General features: G+C 70.6%; 17 protein-coding genes, 1 other RNA gene and 1 pseudogene. 9 read left to right on the top strand and 10 right to left on the bottom strand.

Annotated features, from left to right (window positions below; translation table 11 throughout):
* The first annotated feature begins 40 nt into the window (after positions 1–40).
* Positions 41–454 carry a hypothetical protein gene (locus ACWDMM_RS18065; RefSeq protein ID WP_357205326.1) on the top strand — a complete coding sequence of 138 codons (414 nt, stop codon included), beginning with the start codon at positions 41–43 and terminating at the stop codon, positions 452–454.
* A 260-nt stretch (positions 455–714) separates the two neighbouring features.
* On the top strand, positions 715–2,418 hold the full coding sequence (locus ACWDMM_RS18060) for a GNAT family N-acetyltransferase (RefSeq protein WP_449938467.1): 1,704 nt from the start codon (positions 715–717) through the stop codon (positions 2,416–2,418).
* Positions 2,419–2,424: 6 nt separating this feature from the next.
* Here ACWDMM_RS18060 and ACWDMM_RS18055 read toward each other — a convergent pair whose 3' ends face one another.
* From ACWDMM_RS18055 to ACWDMM_RS18045, 3 genes are all read right to left on the bottom strand, one after another.
* Entirely contained in the window at positions 2,425–2,886 is a 462-nt protein-coding gene (locus tag ACWDMM_RS18055) for a GNAT family N-acetyltransferase (RefSeq protein WP_195077745.1), read from the bottom strand.
* Positions 2,887–2,934: 48 nt separating this feature from the next.
* Complete coding sequence (locus tag ACWDMM_RS18050; protein WP_357108953.1) at positions 2,935–3,507, bottom strand: NUDIX hydrolase; 573 nt, start codon at positions 3,505–3,507, stop codon at positions 2,935–2,937.
* A gap of 76 nt (positions 3,508–3,583) precedes the next feature.
* Positions 3,584–4,471 (bottom strand): alpha/beta hydrolase, encoded by an 888-nt coding sequence (locus ACWDMM_RS18045; RefSeq protein ID WP_195077747.1) that lies wholly within the window; start codon positions 4,469–4,471, stop codon positions 3,584–3,586.
* A gap of 36 nt (positions 4,472–4,507) precedes the next feature.
* On the opposite strand from ACWDMM_RS18045, the gene rnpB reads away from it, so the two are divergent.
* An RNA gene (gene rnpB, locus ACWDMM_RS18040) (RNase P RNA component class A) lies at positions 4,508–4,922 on the top strand.
* 91 nt (positions 4,923–5,013) lie between these two features.
* Here the strand turns inward: rnpB and ACWDMM_RS18035 are convergent.
* Positions 5,014–5,373, bottom strand: coding sequence for a hypothetical protein (locus tag ACWDMM_RS18035; RefSeq protein WP_357108956.1), 360 nt, complete (start codon positions 5,371–5,373; stop codon positions 5,014–5,016).
* A 451-nt stretch (positions 5,374–5,824) separates the two neighbouring features.
* Between ACWDMM_RS18035 and ACWDMM_RS18030 the strand changes: the two genes are divergently transcribed.
* Both ACWDMM_RS18030 and ACWDMM_RS18025 read left to right on the top strand, forming a co-directional pair.
* Positions 5,825–6,139, top strand: a complete 315-nt coding sequence (locus ACWDMM_RS18030) for a hypothetical protein (RefSeq protein WP_228827325.1) — start codon at positions 5,825–5,827, stop codon at positions 6,137–6,139.
* Positions 6,140–6,155: 16 nt separating this feature from the next.
* Positions 6,156–7,607, top strand: coding sequence for an RNB domain-containing ribonuclease (locus ACWDMM_RS18025; RefSeq protein ID WP_357205332.1), 1,452 nt, complete (start codon positions 6,156–6,158; stop codon positions 7,605–7,607).
* An 18-nt stretch (positions 7,608–7,625) separates the two neighbouring features.
* On the opposite strand, the gene ACWDMM_RS18020 is transcribed toward ACWDMM_RS18025, so the two are convergent.
* The 5 genes and pseudogenes from ACWDMM_RS18020 to panB all read right to left on the bottom strand — a co-directional run bounded on the left by ACWDMM_RS18020 (position 7,626) and on the right by panB (position 11,760).
* A complete protein-coding gene (locus ACWDMM_RS18020) occupies positions 7,626–8,510 on the bottom strand; it encodes a CHAD domain-containing protein (RefSeq protein ID WP_323123954.1) in 885 nt (294 codons plus the stop codon).
* A 21-nt stretch (positions 8,511–8,531) separates the two neighbouring features.
* Positions 8,532–9,479, bottom strand: a pseudogene (gene pip / locus ACWDMM_RS18015) (prolyl aminopeptidase); the annotation flags it as partial.
* A 13-nt stretch (positions 9,480–9,492) separates the two neighbouring features.
* Complete coding sequence (locus tag ACWDMM_RS18010; protein WP_195077750.1) at positions 9,493–9,942, bottom strand: hypothetical protein; 450 nt, start codon at positions 9,940–9,942, stop codon at positions 9,493–9,495.
* 91 nt (positions 9,943–10,033) lie between these two features.
* Positions 10,034–10,831, bottom strand: a complete 798-nt coding sequence (locus ACWDMM_RS18005) for a phosphotransferase (RefSeq protein WP_195077751.1) — start codon at positions 10,829–10,831, stop codon at positions 10,034–10,036.
* 74 nt (positions 10,832–10,905) lie between these two features.
* Entirely contained in the window at positions 10,906–11,760 is an 855-nt protein-coding gene (gene panB, locus ACWDMM_RS18000; RefSeq protein WP_357108961.1) for a 3-methyl-2-oxobutanoate hydroxymethyltransferase, read from the bottom strand.
* Between the two features lie 187 nt (positions 11,761–11,947).
* On the opposite strand from panB, the gene ACWDMM_RS17995 reads away from it, so the two are divergent.
* The 3 genes from ACWDMM_RS17995 to ACWDMM_RS17985 all read left to right on the top strand — a co-directional run bounded on the left by ACWDMM_RS17995 (position 11,948) and on the right by ACWDMM_RS17985 (position 18,058).
* Positions 11,948–13,486 (top strand): alpha/beta hydrolase, encoded by a 1,539-nt coding sequence (locus ACWDMM_RS17995; protein ID WP_357205429.1) that lies wholly within the window; start codon positions 11,948–11,950, stop codon positions 13,484–13,486.
* A gap of 164 nt (positions 13,487–13,650) precedes the next feature.
* Positions 13,651–14,988: a glutamine synthetase family protein gene (locus ACWDMM_RS17990; protein WP_195077753.1), complete on the top strand. Its 1,338-nt coding sequence runs from the start codon at positions 13,651–13,653 to the stop codon at positions 14,986–14,988.
* A gap of 58 nt (positions 14,989–15,046) precedes the next feature.
* The gene (locus ACWDMM_RS17985) at positions 15,047–18,058 is read left to right on the top strand and encodes a bifunctional [glutamine synthetase] adenylyltransferase/[glutamine synthetase]-adenylyl-L-tyrosine phosphorylase (protein WP_357108966.1); all 3,012 of its coding nucleotides are present in this window, start codon (positions 15,047–15,049) and stop codon (positions 18,056–18,058) included.
* 50 nt (positions 18,059–18,108) lie between these two features.
* On the opposite strand, the gene ACWDMM_RS17980 is transcribed toward ACWDMM_RS17985, so the two are convergent.
* The gene (locus ACWDMM_RS17980; RefSeq protein WP_357108968.1) at positions 18,109–18,444 is read right to left on the bottom strand and encodes a winged helix-turn-helix transcriptional regulator; all 336 of its coding nucleotides are present in this window, start codon (positions 18,442–18,444) and stop codon (positions 18,109–18,111) included.
* 106 nt (positions 18,445–18,550) lie between these two features.
* On the opposite strand from ACWDMM_RS17980, the gene ACWDMM_RS17975 reads away from it, so the two are divergent.
* Positions 18,551–18,877 carry a YciI family protein gene (locus ACWDMM_RS17975; protein ID WP_067801329.1) on the top strand — a complete coding sequence of 109 codons (327 nt, stop codon included), beginning with the start codon at positions 18,551–18,553 and terminating at the stop codon, positions 18,875–18,877.
* The last annotated feature ends 2 nt before the right edge of the window (positions 18,878–18,879 follow it).

The raw sequence follows: 18,879 nt of genomic DNA, 5'->3' as shown, positions 1-18,879 counted from the left end.
AGCCGACCGGCCCCGTACGGATCGACCGACGGGAGTACTCATGACATCCACCACCTCGGCTCGCCGCGACGCGTTCCTGCGTTTCGCGTTGCGCGTGGACGGCTGGAGCACCGGCGTCTTCGGCGCGGTGCTGCTCGCCGGGGCCAGGCTGCTGCGCGAGCCGCTCGGGGTGCCGACCGGGTGGAGCGTCGCGTTCGGCGTCGTCATGCTCGGCGGTGCGCTCGTGTTGCTGTCGATCGCCCGGCGTCCGGCGGTCGCCGCGCGCTACGCGGGGGCGGTGGTCGTCGTCAACGCGCTCTCGGCGGCCGGGATGATCGGGCTGGCCGGTTCGGGGGTCTTCGCGTTGACGGGGCCGGGCGTCGCGTTCCTGCTCGCAGGCGCGGCGGCGGTGGCGACCTTCGCCGGGCTGGAGTTCGCCGGGCTGCGCAGGCTCGGTGCGGATCGCGCTCGATGACGCCCGCCTTTCCCATCCAGGGGCACGACGATCCGGTTCGGCGTCGCCGATGTGGCGGTGATGGTTGCCAGTAGGTTACTGGTCCCGATGAGCGCCGCAGGAGGCCGGACCAGGATGGTGCTGCGGCGGGCGGGACGATGGGTTGTGGACCGCGTGGCAGGACACGACCGTGCCGGTCGCGGGCGAGTGGACGGGCCCGTATCGACCGCGTTGTCGAAATCCTTTGTGCGGGAAGCCGTCGACCGGGTAGAGACATGCCGATGGACATCTCGATACCCGGGATCAGGTTGCTCGTGCCAGAGGACTGGGCGGTGTTCCGGCGGGTCCGCCTCGCGGCGCTGACCGACGCGCCGGAGTTCTTCGGGACCACCCTGGCCGAGGCGCGGGCTCGCACCGAAAGCGATTGGCGGCGCGCGCTGTCGGATCGGGCCCAGTTCCTGGCCGAGGCGGACGGGACGGGAGTGGGGACCGTCGCGGGCATGCCCGACCCGGAACGCGGTGGCGTGCACCTGATCTCGATGTGGGTGGCGCCGCGGGCGCGGGGAACCGGCGTGTCGGACCGGCTGGTCAGCGCGGTGCTCGACTGGGCGGTCGAGAGGGGGCACGCGGTCGTCCGTTTGGAGGTCGCCGAGCACAATGCCCACGCCGAGCGACTGTATCTGCGCAACGGGTTCGTGCGCACCGGGGTGAGCGGGCCGATGGGCCCTGGCGACCCGCGCCGGGAGTTCGAGATGGAATGGCGGCCCGGTTTGCCTGCTGATCCGCAGGGTATCCGGGCCGCGACGGCATCCGAGACATCCGTTTCCGTACCGCGAGGCCCAGCACAGGAGAAAGCCATGAACGAGCGCAAACCGACGGACAAGGGGACCGACGACCTGCACGGCGCCACCGGCGGCGGGCCGGCCGGAACCGCGCAGTCGTCCGAGGGTGCGGCGCACGGGGCCGGCGGGGAATCTGCGAACCAGCGCGCGACGGATACCTCCAGCAACGGCGTCGCGGGAGCATCCGAACCCCCGAGCGCGGTGCGGCTATCGCAAGACACGTCTGTGCAGGCGGGCGGCATCGCCGATGCGGCGGAGACGGTGACTTCGGGCAGGGTTCCGACCGGGACGGCCCCGCAGGCGGGCAGTGCGCCCGATGCGGCGGACAGCGGTACGGCCCCGCAGGCGGGCAGTGCGCAGGATGCGGGGGAGACCGGCGCGGCTTCGCAGGCGGGTAGCGCGCAGGATGCGGGGGAGACGGCCTCTTCGGCGAAGACTTCGACGGGCGCGGCCTCGCGGGCCGGCGGTGCCGCTGGTGCGGCGGAGACGGTGACTTCGGGCAGGGTTCCGACCGGTACGGCCCCGCAGGCGGGCAGCGCGCCCGATGCGGCGGAGACCGGTACGGCCTCTCAGACGGGCAGCACGCCCGATACGGGAAAGACGGCGTCCTCGGCGGCGAAGACTTCGACCGGCGCGGCTCCGCAGGCCGGCGGTGCCGCTGGTGTGGGGGAGGCCGTGTCGTCGGCGCGGACTCCGGAGGCGGCTGCGCAGGCGAGCAGCGCGGCTGGTGCTTCGCAGACCCCGACGACCGCCGGTACCGCCTCGCAGGCGGACAGCGCCCTTGGTGCTGGAGGGAACCAGGAGCCGAAGACGGTGGCCTCGAACAAGAGCGAGAAGAAGGCGGACGACATCGCCAGCGCGGCAGGAGAGACGGAGCCGGAATCCACCGGGAGGCATGCCGCCGAAGCAGCGGGTGGGCAGGAGACGCCGATAGCGGAGTCGGTTCGGCGTGCCGCCGAACGCGCCGAGCAGGTGGAGGCGGAAGCCGCCACCGCCGCCGAACGTGGCGCGGCGGGAATCCCAGGACCGGTAGCCCATCCGGGCCGCACGCTTCTGGAGACGCTCCGCGACAAGCCCGTCCTCGCCGCGATTCCCGCCTCGGTCCTGGCTTTCATCTTCTGGCGGGCGTTCCGCCGAGGCTGACCTGTCTCACACGCGACGCCGGTAGATCTGCCGCGACCCGCCTTCCGGCCCGGGATCCGCTTCCTCGGCGGGATGGAAGCCCAGGTTCTCGTAGAACGCGCGCGCACCACTGGTGACCGCGCCGGGATGGTCGGCTCCGAACGTCACCACCTCGAGCGTGCCGGGGGCGGGCACGTACCGGCGGATCGCGTCCGTGGTGAGCGCCCGGCCGATCCCGTGCCCGCGAGCCTGTTCCGCGACGACCAGCCAGTGCACCCGGTAGATCGGCGGGTCGGAGCCGAAGAGGATGCCGCCGAGGATCTCCGCCCCCGCCGACCGGGCGACGAGCGCCGTGCCGCGCCGCACGTGCCGCAGCACCGAGGCGCGAAACCCGGCGTCGTCGGCTCCCGCGCCGAACCACTGCTCGACCTGCCCCGCCAGTTCGAGAAAACCGGCGAGGTCGTCCTCTCGCGCAAGCCTGACAATCATCCGCGTCATCGTGACAGCATCGGCCGATTCCGTCGACTCGAACGGCACTCAACCGGCGGCGGATCGCAACGCGCCGTCGAGTTTGGTGCGGAAACGCCCGAAGTGCGGGTCGGTGTCGTCGAGGGCGAATCCATCCAGCGCCCACCATCGTTCACCGTCGAACTCGCGCGGGTCGAGGGTGTCGCCGTCGGCGCGGCCACCGCGGATGACGTACCAGAGGCTCACGTCCTCGTGGCCGGAGCCCGGACCGACCGTGGCGGTGACGGTGAGGAACAGCGGGTCGGACCCGACGACGTCGAACCGGGCCTCGACGCCGATCTCCTCGGCCGCTTCGCGCCGCGCGGTGTCGAGCGGATGCTCACCGGGATCGACATGCCCCCCGGTCGGCAACCACAGCCCGGCGAGGCGATGCTTGCCGAGCAGCACCGCCCGCGCCGCTGGATCGACCAGCACGACGTAGGCGACCAGGTGCCGCGGCGGGGTCGCCGGTCTGACCCGCCGGAAGATGTCGTCGGTCGACGCGAGCCAGGCCAGCGTCGTGTCGATGTGCTGCCGCTCGAGGTCGTCGAGCGGCGCGATCCGACGCACGATCTCGGCGACCGCGGCGGTGACGGGTTGCATGGCTCGGACTGTAGCGCCGGGCACCGACAAGTTCAGCCGTCCAGCGCAACGGCATTCAGCCGGGCCGCGAAACGCCCTATGGCCGCAGCACCGACACCAGGAATTCGGTCTGGTCGTACACGGTCTTCTCGAAGACCTCGTCGAAATAGATGTCGAAATGTCCCGCCGGATAACGCTTCACCACCGCGTGCTTGGTGCGTTCGGCCGCGCGCAGCGCCGATTTCACCGGCGCGACGGAATCGTCGTCGCACAGCGCGTACAGCACCGGCATCTTCAGGGCTTTCGCCCGTCGCCACGGTGCGTCGAAGAGAGCCGAGAATGCCACGCGCGCGGCCACTTTCGGTTCGTAGGTCTCGCTCTCGTCGGTCAGCCTGCGGAAGCCGTCCGGTACGTCGGGCGCGCTCATCAGTGCCGCGGCGCCGCGGCGTCCGGCCAGCCGGATGCCCACCGGCTTGCGCCGCAGCGTTCCGAGCAGCAGGTCGGTGGCCGCGATGGTGCTGACCTTGAGCAGGCTGATCGGTCCCTTCGCCAACGCCGAAGACAGGCCGCTGGTGAACGGTACCTGCGCGACCACGGCCGCGATATAGGCATCGTCCGGCGCGACCGAAAGCACGTGCCCACCGCCGAACGACGTGCCCCACAACGCGATCCGAGTCGCGTCGATGCCGCGCAACGTGCGGGCGTACGCGATGGCGGCATGCCAGTCCGCGCGCTGACGCGCGATGTTCAGCAACTGGCGCGGTGTGCCCTGACTGGCGCCGAAATGCCGATAGTCGAATACCAGGACCGCCATTCCCGCGGCCGCGAAACGCCGCGCGTACCGATCCAGTCCCATCTCCCGATTGGCCCCCAGGCCGTGTCCCATCACCACTAGCGGGCGGGGTTTGGGTGCGCCGTCCGGGCGGTATAGCCACGCCGCGCACTGTTCGCTTCCGGAGGGGAAGCCGACCTCGACACGTTCCATGGCCATCAACCGTACCCAGTATCCTGTTCTGGCGGACGAGTTGGTCGGGCGGCCGCGGCACCGGGAACGGGCACGGATGTGCCGCCGCCCGGCGCCGAGGAAAGTCCGGACTCCACAGAGCAGGGCGGTTGCTAACGGCAACCCGGGGTGACCCGCGGGACAGTGCCACAGAAAACAGACCGCCCACGGCCTAGCGGTCGTGCGGTGAGGGTGAAACGGTGCGGTAAGAGCGCACCAGCGCCCCGGGTGACCGGGGCGGCTCGGTAAACCCCGCCCGGAGCAAGGTCGAAGGCCGCACCGTAGCCGGTGCGGCTGCGCAGGTGTTCGAGGGCTGCTCGCCCGAGCCTGCGGGTGGACCGCTCGAGGCACCCGGTGACGGTGTGCCCAGATGGATGGCCGCCCCCCGGCTCAGCGCCGGGGACAGGATCCGGCTTACAGACCAACTCGTCCGCCCGGGGGTGCTTCGCACACCGGCTCGATTCCGCACACGCTTTGCGCGCGGAATCGGCGGGTGTGCGAAGCACGGCCGGATTGCGAGCGGGTCAGCACATGAGTTTGGCCATTTGGTAGATCGCCTTGGCTTCCTCGGTGCTGGGCTGGGTGGCGCCGCCCGCGCGCTTGACGATGTTCTTGACGACGTCGTCCTCGGATTTACCCGCTTTGATATCGCCGCAGGTCTCGGTCAGGATGCCGGCGATCTTCGCGTCGTCCTTGCCCTCGGCCAGCTTGGGGAACGCCCCGCGGAAGCTGACGAGGAACGCGCCCGCCTTCACGCTGTCGACCTGGGCGGCGGCCTGTGCCGCCGTGGTGGTGGCGGTGCTGGTCTTGTCGTCCCCGCAACCGGTGAGGAGCAGGGCCAAGAGGGTGGCGCTGGCCGCGATCGCGGCGGTAGTTCTTGTCACGGAGCGGCATGCTAGCCGTCCACAACCACCGCCGCCTCCCGTCAGGTTAACGGGAGGCGACGAGTAGCGGGAAAAGAATCGCGCGGGTCAGATCGGATTGATCACGAAAACCTGCGCCCAGTACGCGGCCTGCTCGGGGCCCAGCAGCGGCAGCAGGTAGTCGAACAAAATCGATGACATAGGTATGGAGCTCCCAAATTGTCGACGTGCGGGACATTTTCCAAACGCGCGGGCGAACCAGCCCGTCACGGCGGGCCACGTTAGCAGCGCCGCCGCCGTCGTGTCTCGGGGCGAGATTTTCCGCTGTCCGATTCGTGCGGAACTGGCCCAGATGGTGATCGACGTCATAAAGTAGTCGCCGTTGGCTCGGCCCGGTGCGGGGCAGCATCGGGCCATTCATACTTCGATCGCGGGAAAGCAGGTCTCAACACATATGCGAGTAGTTCGCTCCATGGTCGCCGGCGCATTGGTCGCAGGCGCCGCTTCGGTTTTCGCGGTGCTGGGTGCGGGTTCGGCCGGCGCTGTCGCCGTGACCCCGCTGCCGGGTGGGGTTCAGGTCGACCTGAGTCCCGCCGACACGGTATGGGTGCACCAGAATCATGTCGGTCTGGCTATCGCCGGGTTGCCGCATCCGTCCGCCGCCTCCTTCGGCGAGGCGCTGGACGCGGCGGCTCAGGTGTCGTCCTCGGTGCCGAACGGCCGGGTCACCTTCACCGTCTACGGGCCGTTCGACCAGTTGAACGGCTCCATGCTGGCGCTGCAGTAGGACCCGGCGCCCAAGCGTGGAACTCCACCAGCGGATCGTGTCGGCGCCGGTCGATTTCGGCGCCATCCGATCCGAGTTCGGGCTGGCCTCGGCGTATCCCGCCGAGGCCGGCGCCGAAGCCCGCGACGCGGTGGACGCGTTCGCGGGCGATCGGGTCGATCGCACGGACATCCCGTTCGTGACGATCGACCCGCCCGGGGCCATGGATCTGGACCAGGCCCTGCATATCGAACGCACCCCCGGCGGCTTCACCGTTCACTACGCCATCGCCGACGTGGGCGCCGTGATCCCTCCCGACGGCGCGCTCGCCAAAGAATCCGGCGCCAGGGGCCAGACCTTCTACCTTCCCGACGGCACCGTGCCGCTGCACCCACCCGCGTTGTCCGAAGGGTCCGCCAGCCTGCTTCCGGATCGCACGCGTCCGGCCGCGCTGTGGACGATCGAACTCGACGAGCGCGCCGAACCGGCGCGGTTCTCGGTGGTCCGCGCCCTGGTGCGCTCCCGCGCCCGGCTCGACTACGCCCGCGTGCAGGCCGACGCGGAGTCCGGCCGGCTGCATCCTTCCATCGCGGCCCTGCCGGAGTTCGGCACGCGGCGCATCGAGGCGGGGCTCGCGCGCGGTGCGATCGGGCTGCGGTTGCCCGCGCAGACGGTGGTCGAGGACGAGCACGCCGACGGGCACTGGCGACTGGTGGTGGAGCCGCGCACCGCGGCCGACGACTGGAACGAGCAGGTCTCACTGCTGACCGGCATGTGCGCGGCGCGGATCATGCTCGACGGCGCGGCGTCGGCGGGGGAGCCGATCGCGCTGCTGCGCACCATGCCGCCGCCGTCGGAATCCGCGATCGCATCGATGCGCCGGACCGCGCAGGCGCTGGGCGTGGACTGGCCCGACAACGAAGCGGTCGGGCAGATGCTGGCCCGGCTGGACGCAGGCACGCCCGCGGCGCTGGTGCTGATGTCCGAGGCGACGACGCTGCTGCGCGGCGCGACCTACACCGTCCTCGACGGCGCCGCAGCAGCGCCGTACGCGCGGGAAACACTGCGCCACAGCGCCATCGGCGCGCCGTACGCGCACGTCACCGCCCCGCTGCGGCGGTTGTCCGACCGGTTCGCGACCGAGATCTGCCTGGCCAGGTGCGCGGGTGCCGAGGTGCCGCGCTGGGTGCGCGAGGGGCTGGCGAGCGCGGCCGAGGCCATGCGGCGCAGCGACAGCGTGGCGGGCAAGATCGAGCGCGCCTGCATCGACCTCACCGAGTCGACCCTGCTCGCGCCGCGTACCGGCACGGTGTTCGACGCCGTCGTGGTGCGCGAGGCCAACGGCAACCGGCCCGCCGTGGTCTTCGTCGCCGAACCGCCCGTGCTCGGCCCGTGCGTGGGCAGACCACCGGAAGGCGAGACCGTACGGGTGCGGCTGCTGTCCGCCGACCCGAAGGAGCGGAAAGTGTCCTTCACCTACCCCGCGTGAACGGGCGCGGCGCCGGAATCACCCCGTGACGGCCGTCCCGAACAGCGCGGCGGCGGTGGCCGGGTAGCGGCTCAGCTCGCGCCCGGCCGCTGCCTCCTCCGCCGCCGCGAGCAGTTCGTACAGACCCGCGTTCTCGCCCGCCGCGACGGCCTCGCCGGCCCGGTCCAGGATCGCGTTGTGCGATTCCACCGCGTCGCGGTGGTCGCCGAGCACGGTCTGCAGCTTCTTGGCGCGGTCGCCGCGCTCGGCGGCCTCGTCGCCGAGCACCTGCTCGGCCGCCTCGCACGCGTAGCGCAACCGTTTGGCGCTCTTGCGGATCTCGTGCAGCAGCTCCACCCGCTCGCGCGGGTCTACGGTGGGCTCGGTGCGGATCAGGGAGTCCACGCGGTCCAGATCGCGCCGCAGCACCTTCCGGAAGACCTCCGGGGCCGCCGCCTCGGCGCGGGCGGGGCGCAGCGGCGGATCGGTGCGCCATCCGGACAGTTCTTCGCGCAGCTCGCGGTAGCGGGCGCCGTCCAACGCGGCCAGCACCTCGTCGTGCGCCGTGCGATAGTGCTGCCGTTCGGCCTCGACCAGACGCGCGGTGACGGCGTCGAGCTCCGCCGGATCGGCCCGCTCGGCGTGATCGGCCAGCAGCGTGGCGAACCGGTCGGCGCGCACCTCCGCGTCCCGCGCTTCGCCGAGCAAACCGGCCAGCCACTTCAGCTCGGCGCGCATCCCGGTGGCGGGCTTGCCTGCGAGCAGTTCGCGGTAGGACCGCAGCACGCTGCGCAGCCTGCGGGTGGCCACCCGCATCTGATGGACCGAGTCCTCCGCGTCGGCGCGGACCTCGGGCTCCGCGGCCAGGAGCCGGTCGATGTCCTCGCGCAACGCCGCCGCGAAAGCGTCCCCCGCCGTGCTCACCGTGCCCGCCTCCGCTCTCGCGAATCGGTCGGTGGCCTCGACCAGGTGATGGGTGATGCCCGGCTCGTTCGCGGCGTGCCCAGCGTCGTCGACGATGTGCAGCACCGAGCCGGGCCAGGCCCGGTGCAGTTCCCACGCGCTGACCGTAGGGCAGACGATGTCGTGGCGGCCCTGCACGATCACGGCCGGGATGTGCGCGATGGCGTCGATGTCTCGTAGCAGCTGACCCTCGTCGAGGAACCCGCCGTGGCGGAAGTAGTGATTCTCGATCCTGGCGAACGCCAGCGCGAATCGCGGCTGCGATGTCTCGGCCACCCGATCCGGATGCGGCAGCAGCGAACTGGTCGCGCCCTCCCAGCTGGACCAGGCGATCGCGGCCGTGCGGGCGAGCTGTTCGTCGGACGAGTGCAGCAGGCGGTGGTAGACCTCGACCAGATCTCGATCGCGTTCCTGCTCCGGCACCGGCGCGAGGAACTTCTCCCACTCGTCGGGGTAGACGTAGCCGGCGGCGCCGTTGTAGTACCAGTCGATTTCCTTGCGGCGCAGCAGGAAGATCCCGCGCAGCACCAGTTCGGTCACGCGGTCGGGATGGCGCTGCGCGTAGGCCAGCGCGAGCGTGGAACCCCACGAGCCGCCGAACACCTGCCAGCGATCGATGCCGAGATGGGCGCGCAGCGCCTCGATGTCGGAGATCAGATGATCGGTGGTGTTGTGCTCCAGGCTCGCGTCGTCGGCCAGGTGCGGGGTGGAGCGGCCGCACCCACGCTGGTCGAACAGCACGATCCGATAGGCCGCCGGATCGAAGAAGCGCCGATGGAACGGGGCGGTGCCGCCGCCGGGGCCGCCGTGCAGGAACACCACCGGCTTGCCGTCCGGATTGCCGCTGACTTCCCAGTAGACCGACTGGCCGTCACCGACCGCCAGCATGCCGGAAACGTAAGGCTCGATCTCGGGATAGAGGGTACGCATCCGGCCGCCCGGCTCAGAACGCCAGGCCCGAGGCCAGGTCGGGGATCCCCAGCGCCTCCACGGCCTGCTGGCGCACGTCCGGGCAGGCCTTGACGGTGACGCGGTCGACGATCGGCTTGTCGGCCAGCACCGCGCCGTTGATGCCGCCGTTGCGCAGCGCCCACTCGTGCACCAAGGCGTTCAGCCCGATCTTGCCCAGCGTGCCGCCCTGGATCCGCCAATTGGACAGCTCCGGCCGGATCATGTCGCACAGCTGGGTCGCCGCCGCGTCGGAGATCTCCGGGCTCGCCTGCGTGACGCGGCCGGACGTCGTACCGGGCGCGGCGGTGGCCGACACCGTGGTGGAGCTCGAGCTGCCGGTCGGCGCCGGGCCCGAGTCGCTGCCGCAAGCGGTCAACGCCGCGGCGGCGAGAGCGCCGGCCACCAACAGGGTGCTGCGTGAAATCCAACGGCTGTACGGCATGGGTACCTCTGGTCGTGTCGGGATTGTCGGCATCGAGTCTGCCATTGATTCCGCCGCCCGGCCCGAACCGGCCGCTGCCGGTGGGAATAGGTCAGCCGAAGTGCGCGCGTAGCTCGTCGAGCAGGTCTCGGCGGACGTGGTCGAAGGCGGGCTCGGCGTTTTCCACGGTTCGCCACGGGTGCAGGGCGACCAAGGGGGCCAGGCGTTCGGCCGTGGCGATCTCGGCTTCGGATATCCGCTCCAACTGCCGCCAGCGGGCGAAGTACTCCATGCGATGGGGGCTGTGCAGCAGGCGGTGGGACAGGAATGGATGGGTGATCACCGCGTCACCCCAGTCGAACAGCAGGCCTGGGCCAGGATCGCGTGCGAAGACGTTGCCCGGGTGCAGGTCGTTGTGTTCGATGCTGAGTCTGCCGGACTCGGCCAGCACCGCGGCGGCCGCTTCGATGCGGGCGCCGAGCCCGGGTGCCCGCGACTCGAAATGCCGGTAGACGCCGATCAATTCGCTTGGTGGAAGGTAAGGGGTGCCGGTGGCTCGCAGATCCGCCACGTGGGTGGTGAGCGAGTGCTGGAGATCGGCGTAGTGGCGGACGAGGACGGCCCATCCGTCGCCGGAATCGCCGGCGGTGGCGCCGCCGTCGGGACTGAGCAGCCAGCCGTTGTCCGCGTGCACCGCGAACGGCTCCAGCACGCTCCCGGGACGCAGGCGGGCCAGCAGGCGCAACAGCGGGCCCTCGTGCGCGAAGGCGCGTGCGTTGGCCTTCACCCACATCGTTCCCGCGTCGGTGGGGATGCGGGCCAGCAGCGACCACGCTCGCCGTTTCGTCTCGACCGCCGCGCCGGTGATCTCGATGTTCCCGGCGCGCAGCACCGTGCGCGCCCAGCGCACCAGAGGTTCCAGCGGTTGGCCGAGCAGCGCGACAGGTGCGCGCGCCGCCCGGCCGGTGGTCGCGGAATCGCCGGTCAGAAGCTGTGCTCCGGCCCGGGGAAGGTGCCCCGGCGCACTTCGTCGGCGTAGGCCGCGGCCGCGGTGCGCAATTCGTCGCCGACGTTGCCGAATCGCTTGACGAACTTCGCGGTCTTGCCGCTGGTGTAGCCCGCCATGTCCTGCCAGACCAGCACCTGCGCGTCGGTGTCGGCGCCGGCGCCGATGCCGACGGTCGGGATGGTCAGCTTGCGGGTGACCTGCCCCGCCAGTTCGGCCGGGACCATCTCCATGACCACGGAGAACGCGCCCGCCTCCTGCACCGCGATGGCGTCGGCGATCAGCTGCTCGGCGCCGTCGCCACGGCCTTGCACCCGGAATCCGCCGAGGGTGTTGACGCTCTGCGGAGTGAAACCGATGTGCGCCATGACCGGGATGCCCGCCGCCGTGATCACCGCGATCTGCTCGGCCACCCGCTCGCCGCCCTCCAGCTTCACCGCGTGCGCCCCGCCCTCCTTCATGAACCGGGTCGCCGTCGCCAGCGCCTGCTGCGGGGAGGACTCGTAGGTGCCGAACGGCAGGTCGGCCACCACCAGCGCGTGCGGCGCGCCGCGCACCACCCCGCGCACCAGCGGGATCAGCTCGTCCACGGTGATCGGCACGGTGGTGTCGTAGCCGTACACCACGTTGGCCGCGGAATCGCCGACCAGCAGCACGGGAATGCCCGCTTCTTCGAACAGTCGCGCCGAGGAATAGTCGTAGGCGGTCAGCATCGCCCAGCGTTCACCGTCGGCCTTCATCTGCTGCAGGTGGTGCACCCGGGTCTTGCGCACCTTCTTGGGCTCCGCGGGCGCCGCACCGTAGGCAGGGGTTTCCGAATCGGATACGGACATCATCGTCCCTTTCGTCTGTGTCGCCTCGGGGCCCGTCCGGGTCCCCGGGTTTGTCTGACGAGATTCAGTGTGCCACCCGCCACCGAGGCGGATTAAGGTCGATGACCGGTGCGATTGGTCACAGCACGGCAGTCTTCGCCCGGGGCGGCCGCGGCGTTTGCCCGATGGCAATATCGACAGCATGTCGATGGTGCGGAGTGGGCGCGGCGCGCTCCCGGTGGCGGTGCTGGCGTCGCTGGCTGTGCTGGTTTCGGGGTGCGGCGTCACCCGCACCGAGACGGGGCAGCCGCTGCCCGCGCCGCCCACCGGACTGGAGAAGTTCTACGGCCAGGCGGTGCAGTGGGGTGACTGCACCGGATTCGGCGGGCCGGACGATCGGTTGCCGCCGAGCACCGAGTGCGCGCGGATCACCGTGCCGGTGGACTACGCCGCGCCCGACGGGCCGACCGCGCAGATCGCGATATCCCGGATGCGGGCGACCGGCCGGCGGATCGGTTCGCTGGTGATGAACCCGGGTGGGCCGGGGGAGTCGGGCCTGGGCCTGTCGTCGCTCGGCAACAAGACGGCGTTGGCCGAGCGCTTCGACCGGATCGGTTTCGACCCGCGCGGCGTCGGTTCCTCCACCCCCTCGATCGTCTGCCAGACGCCCCAGGAGCAGGACGCCGAGCGCGCCGAGCCGGAGGACGACTACACCCCGGCCGGCATCGCCGACGCCGAGGCCGACAACCGCCGGTACGCCGATCGCTGCGCCGAGCGGACCGGGAAGGAGTTCCTCGCCCATGTCGGCACCCGCGAGGTCGTGCAGGACCTCGACATCATGCGCGCCGCGCTCGGGGACGCGAAGCTGACCTACGTCGGCTACTCCTACGGCACCAAGATCGGCTCGGCGTACGCGGAGCGGTTCCCCGACCACGTGCGCGCCATGGTGCTCGACGGCGCCATCGACTCCTCGCAGGATCCGGTGCAGGAGTCGCTGCGCCAGGCGGCGGGCTTCCAGAAGGTGTTCGACGCCTACGCCGCCGACTGCGCGCGGCAGCCGGACTGCCCCCTCGGCGCGGACCCGGCGCAGGCGGTGGCGCGGTTCCGCGCGTTGGTGAACCCGCTGTGGGACAAGCCGGCGGCGACCACCGACCCGCGCGGGCTGACCTACGGCGACGCGATCACCGGCGTGCGTCAAGCGCTCTACACCGACGAGTTCTGGGGCGTGCTCACGCTCGGGCTGTCCGAGCTGCGCGACGGGCGCGGCGACACGCTGCTCACGCTGGCCGATCTGTACGACGGCCGCCGCGACGACGGCACCTACGCCAACACCACCGACGCGTTCAACGCGATCCGCTGTGTGGACGATCCGCGCATCACCGACCGCGCGGTGGCCGGACGTCAGGACGCGGAATACCGGAAGGCAGCCCCCTTCCTGGACGACGGTCGCGGCACCGGCGCGGCGCCACTGGAGCTGTGCGCCGCCTGGCCGGTGCCGAACTCGAGTGAACCGCATCGCATCTCGGTGACCGGCCTGCCGAAGACGGTGGTGGTCTCGACCACCGAGGACCCGGCGACGCCGTACCAGGCCGGGGTCGATCTGGCCGGCCAGCTGGGCGCCGCGCTGATCACCTATCAGGGCAACCGGCACACGGTGGCGCTCGCGGGCGGCGTTCCGTGCGTCGACGACGCGGTCGTCGCCTATCTGGTCGACCTGACCGAACCCGCTTCCGGCCTCACCTGCTGAGCGGACGGGCCGGGTTGCTGATCGATCACGCACCCCGGCCCGGTACGGAAAAAACTCACAAACCGGACGATCCGACTGTGCGGAGTCTTCCGAAAAGATCCAGGTCAGCAATCTTAAGCGTGTATGTAACACAGATTTAACGCCGGATGCTTACGCTCGCGGGCATGGATCGCCAGAAGGAATTCGTGCTGCGGACGCTCGAAGAGCGGGACATCCGCTTCGTACGTCTCTGGTTCACCGACGTCTTGGGCTACCTGAAGTCCGTCGCGATCGCGCCCGCCGAGCTGGAGGGCGCGTTCGAAGAGGGTATCGGTTTCGATGGCTCGGCCATCGAGGGCTTCGCCCGCGTCTCCGAGGCCGACATGGTCGCCCGGCCGGATCCGTCCACCTTCCAGGTGCTGCCTTGGGCCACGAGCAAGGGCCACCAGCACTCCGCGCGCATGTTCTGCGACATCACCATGCCGGACGGCTCGCCGTCCTGGGCGGACCCGCGCCACGTGCTGCGCCGCCAGCTGAACAAGGCGGGCGATGTCGGCTTCAGCTGCTACGTGCACCCCGAGATCGAGTTCTTCCTGCTGGAGAACACCTCGAAGGACGGCGTCCCGATCCCCGCCGATTCCGGCGGCTTCTTCGACCAGGCCGTGCACGATTCGGCGCCGAATTTCCGCCGCCACGCCATCGACGCGCTGGAGTCCATGGGCATCTCCGTGGAGTTCAGCCACCACGAGGGCGCTCCAGGCCAGCAGGAGATCGATCTGCGCTACGCCGACGCGCTGTCCATGGCCGACAACGTGATGACCTTCCGCTACCTGATCAAGGAAGTGGCCATCGACGAGGGCGTGCGCGCGACCTTCATGCCCAAGCCGTTCGCCCAGTACCCGGGCTCGGCGATGCACACGCACATGAGCCTGTTCGAGGGCGAGACCAACGCCTTCCACGACCCCGACGACCCGATGAACCTGTCGGAGACCGCGCGCGCGTTCATCGCGGGCATCCTCGAGCATGCCCCGGAGATCAGCGCGGTCACCAACCAGTGGGTGAACTCCTACAAGCGCCTCATCCACGGCGGCGAGGCGCCCACGGCGGCCTCCTGGGGCCGGTCCAACCGCTCCGCGCTGGTGCGCGTGCCGATGTACACGCCGAACAAGTCGTCCTCGCGGCGCGTCGAGATCCGCAGCCCGGATTCCGCGTGCAACCCCTACCTGGCCTTCGCCGTGCTGCTCGCGGCCGGTCTGCGCGGCATCGAGAAGGGCTACACGCTGCCGCCGGAGGCGGAGGACGACGTGTGGTCGCTGACCGTCGCGGAGCGCCGCGCGATGGGCTTCCGCGAGCTGCCGGGCACGCTGGACGAGGCGCTGCAGGCGATGGAGCGCTCCGAGCTGGTCGCCGAGACCCTCGGCGAGCACGTGTTCGACTTCTTCCTGCGCAACAAGCGCAGGGAGTGGGCGGACTACCGCAGCCAGGTCACGCCGTTCGAGCTGAAGGAATATCTGGGGTTGTAATCCGAGCATCTGCCCCGGGGCGGCGTGCCCCCGATCGCGGCCGGGTAATTTGAGAACCATGGTCCGGCCCCCCTCCGCGCGCTCCGCCGTCCCCGGCGTCGGCCGGCTCGGATTGCTCGAGCCCTCCGCCGCCGCGTCGTTGCGTGATCTCGGCTGGGACAACGTCGAGAGCATCCCCGTGCTGTGGTCGTTGTCCCGCGCGCCGGACGCCGATCTCGCGTTGACCACGCTCATGCGGCTGCGGGAGAGCATCGGGGACGGTTGGCACGCCATCGATTCGGCGATTCGCACGGATACCGCGCTGCGGGGCAGGCTGTTCGCGCTGCTCGGCTCTTCCAGCGCGTTCGGCGATCATCTCGTCGCGGCGCCGGAGGCGTGGGAACGGTTGCGGCGCAGGGAATTACCTGGACGCGACGAGCTGATCGCCGATCTGCTCGCTGTGGTCGACGCGGCGCAAGAGGAGGGGCCGAACGCGACCCCGATGCTGTTCCGCGCGGGCATCTCGGGGCCGGAAGTGGTGGCGTCGCTGCGCAAGCGGTACCGCGATCACCTGATGCTGCTGGCCGCGCTGGATCTGGCGGCCACGGTGGAGAACGAGCCGGTGCTGCCCTACCAGGTGGTCGGCAGGCACCTCACCGACCTGGCCGACGCCGCCCTGACCGCGGCGCTCGCGGTCGCGGTGGCGCGGGTCTGCAAGGACGAGCCGGTGCCGGTGCGGCTGGCGGTGATCGCGATGGGCAAGTGCGGCGCGTGCGAGCTGAACTACGTCAGCGACGTCGACGTGGTGTTCGTCGCCGAACCCGCCGACGCCACAGCCACTCGTCTGGCCGCGGAGATGATGAGCGTGGCGAGCCAGGCCTTCTTCGAGGTCGACGCGGCGCTGCGGCCTGAGGGCAAAGCCGGTGCGTTGGTGCGGACGCTCGATTCGCACATCGCCTACTACAAGCGCTGGGCACGGACCTGGGAGTTCCAGGCGCTGTTGAAGAATCGTCCCGCGACCGGTGACATCGCGCTCGGCGAGCAGTACCGCGACGCGGTCATGCCGATGGTGTGGTCGGCGTCGGAGCGGCCCGATTTCGTCGCCGACGTGCAGGCGATGCGCCGCCGCGTGGAGGATCTGGTGCCGGCCGATCTGCGCGAACGCGAACTCAAGCTGGGGCGCGGCAGTCTGCGCGACGTCGAATTCGCGGTGCAGCTCCTGCAATTGGTGCACGGGCGGGTGGATGAGACCCTGCACGTACAGGGCACCGTCGAGGCGCTGACCGCGCTGGCCGCCGGCGGTTACGTCGGTCGCGACGACGCGGCCAATCTCACGGCGTCCTACGAGTTCCTGCGGTTGCTCGAACACCGGCTCCAGCTCCAGCGGCTGCGCCGCACCCACACCTTGCCCGCCGCCGACGACGAGGAGGGCATGCGCTGGCTGGCCCGCGCGGCGCACATCCGGCCCGACGGCAGACAGGACGCGGTGGGCGTGCTGGGCAGCGAGATCCGCCGCAACGCCGTGCGGGTGCGGCGCTTGCACGCCAAGTTGTTCTACCGGCCGCTGCTGGAATCGGTGGTGCGGATGGAACCCGACGCGCTGCGCCTGAGCCCCGAGGCCGCCATCCGGCAGCTGGCCGCGCTCGGTTACGCGGCGCCGGAACACGCTCTCGGCCACCTGAAGGCCCTCACCGGTGGTGTGTCCCGTAAAGGGCGCATCCAAGCCTTGCTGCTGCCGACGCTGCTCGAATGGCTCGGGGAGACACCGAATCCCGACGCGGGCCTGCTGGCCTATCGCCGCGTGTCGGAGGGGCTCGCCGACCAGATCTGGTTCCTGCGCGAACTGCGCGACGAGGGGGCGATCGCGCAACGGTTGATGATCGTGCTCGGCTCCTCGGAATACCTGCCGGATCTGCTGATCAACGCGCCGGAGACGATCCGGATGTACGCCGACGGTCCAAGCGGCCCGCTGCTGCTCGGCCCGCAGCCCGACGAGGTGGCCCGCGGCATTCTCACCGCCGCCGCGCGCTACGAGGACCCGAAACGCGCCGTGGCCGCGGCGCGTTCGCTGCGCAGGCACGAACTCGCGCGGGTGGCGTCGGCCGATCTGCTCGGCATGCTCGAGGTGCCGCAGGTGTGCCTGGCGTTGTCGTCGGTGTGGGTCGCGGTGCTCGAGGCGTCGTTGCGCGCGGTGATCCGGGCGAGCGAAGCCGACCTGGGCTGCCGTGCGCCCGCCGACATCGCGGTGATCGGCATGGGCAGGCTCGGTGGCATGGAACTCGGCTACGGCTCCGACGCCGACGTGCTGTTCGTCTGCGACCCGCGGCCCGGCGAGGACGAGACCAAGGCCGTGAAGTGGGCGATCGGGGTGGCCGACCGGGTGCAGCAGCTGCTCGGCGCGCCGAGCACCGACCCGCCGCTGCACGTGGACGCCGGGCTGCGTCCGGAGGGCCGCAACGGCGCGCTGGTGCGCACCCTGGCCGCCTACGCCGCGTACTACCAGCAGTGGGCGCAGCCGTGGGAGGTACAGGCGTTGCTGCGCGCCCACCAGGTGGCCGGTGACGAGGAACTCGGGGTGCGCTTCCTGCACGTCATCGACAAGGTGCGGTACCCGGAGGGCGGTGTGTCGGCCGAGGCGGTGCGGGAGATCCGGCGGATCAAGGCCAGGGTGGACGCCGAGCGGCTGCCCCGCGGCGCCGATCCGGCCACGCACACCAAGCTGGGCCGCGGCGGGCTGGCCGACATCGAGTGGACGGTCCAGCTGCTGCAGCTGCGGCACGCCCACGAGGTGCCCGGCCTGCACAACACCTCCACGCTCGAGGCGCTGGACGTGATCGAGCAGACCGCGCTGCTGGACGCGCAGGACGTGGCACTGCTGCGCGACGCGTGGCTGACCGCCACCAACGCGCGCAACGCCTTGGTGCTGGTGCGCGGCAAGCCGAGCGATCAGCTCCCCGGTCCGGGACGGCTGCTGTCCGCCGTCGCCCGCGTCGCGGGATGGCCCAACGACGACGGCAGCGAATTCCTCGACCACTACATGCGCGTCACCCGGCGGGCCAAAGCGGTCGTCGAACGAGTCTTCGGCGCCTGAGGTCGCTGCTCGGTCCGGGTCCTTCTCGGCGGAATCGAGCGCGCCCGGACTCAGGCGCCGACGGTGAGGCCGGTACGGGCCGCGCGCTGTTCGCCCCAGTCGTAGAGCGCGGTGAGCACGGGGACGAGCGTGCGGCCCTCGTCGGTGAGGGTGTATTCGACTTGCGGAGGCACCGTGTCGAAGACGGTGCGCCGGACCAAGCCGTCGGACTCCAGCTCACGTAACTGCTGGATCAGCATCTTCTCGCTGGTGGACGGCATCCGCCTGCGCAACTCGCCGTAGCGGTGCACGCCCTCCTTCAAGTGGGCCAGGATCACCGGCTTCCACTTGCCGCCGATCAGATCGACGGTCACCTCCACGGCGCAGTTGTAGCGCTTGCCGGGCACCTGTCCTCCGGGTACTCACTGAAAAGTGCGTTCTTGTAACACTGTAATCATCGCGATTCCATGAATGACGTTCGGATCGACCACCGCAGACATGGAGCGAAACATCGTGAAGGTCATCGTTTTCGACCGCTTCAAGCCAGGCGTCACCCTGGAGACGATCAACCCGTACCTGCCCGAGGAGGTCGCCAATGTGTGGCGGCTGTGGAAGGCGGGCATCGTCCGGGAGAACTACGCCCGCGCCGACGAGCCAGGCGTGGTGATCGTCTTCGAGGTCGGCAGTGTCGAGGAGGCGCGGAAGTACGTAGCGGACTTCCCGCTGACCAAGGCCGGCTACCTGGAATGGACTTTCGTCCCCGTCCAGGCGCCGCTGCCGCTGGAGGCGCTGATGGATCCGGCCGTCGACGTCGCCGAGCCCTACGACCGGACCGCGTGAGC

Source organism: Nocardia sp. NPDC003726 (genome assembly GCF_053586955.1).
The sequence above is the reverse complement of the archived record's forward strand: the minus strand, read 5'-3'. Positions and strand labels throughout refer to the sequence as shown.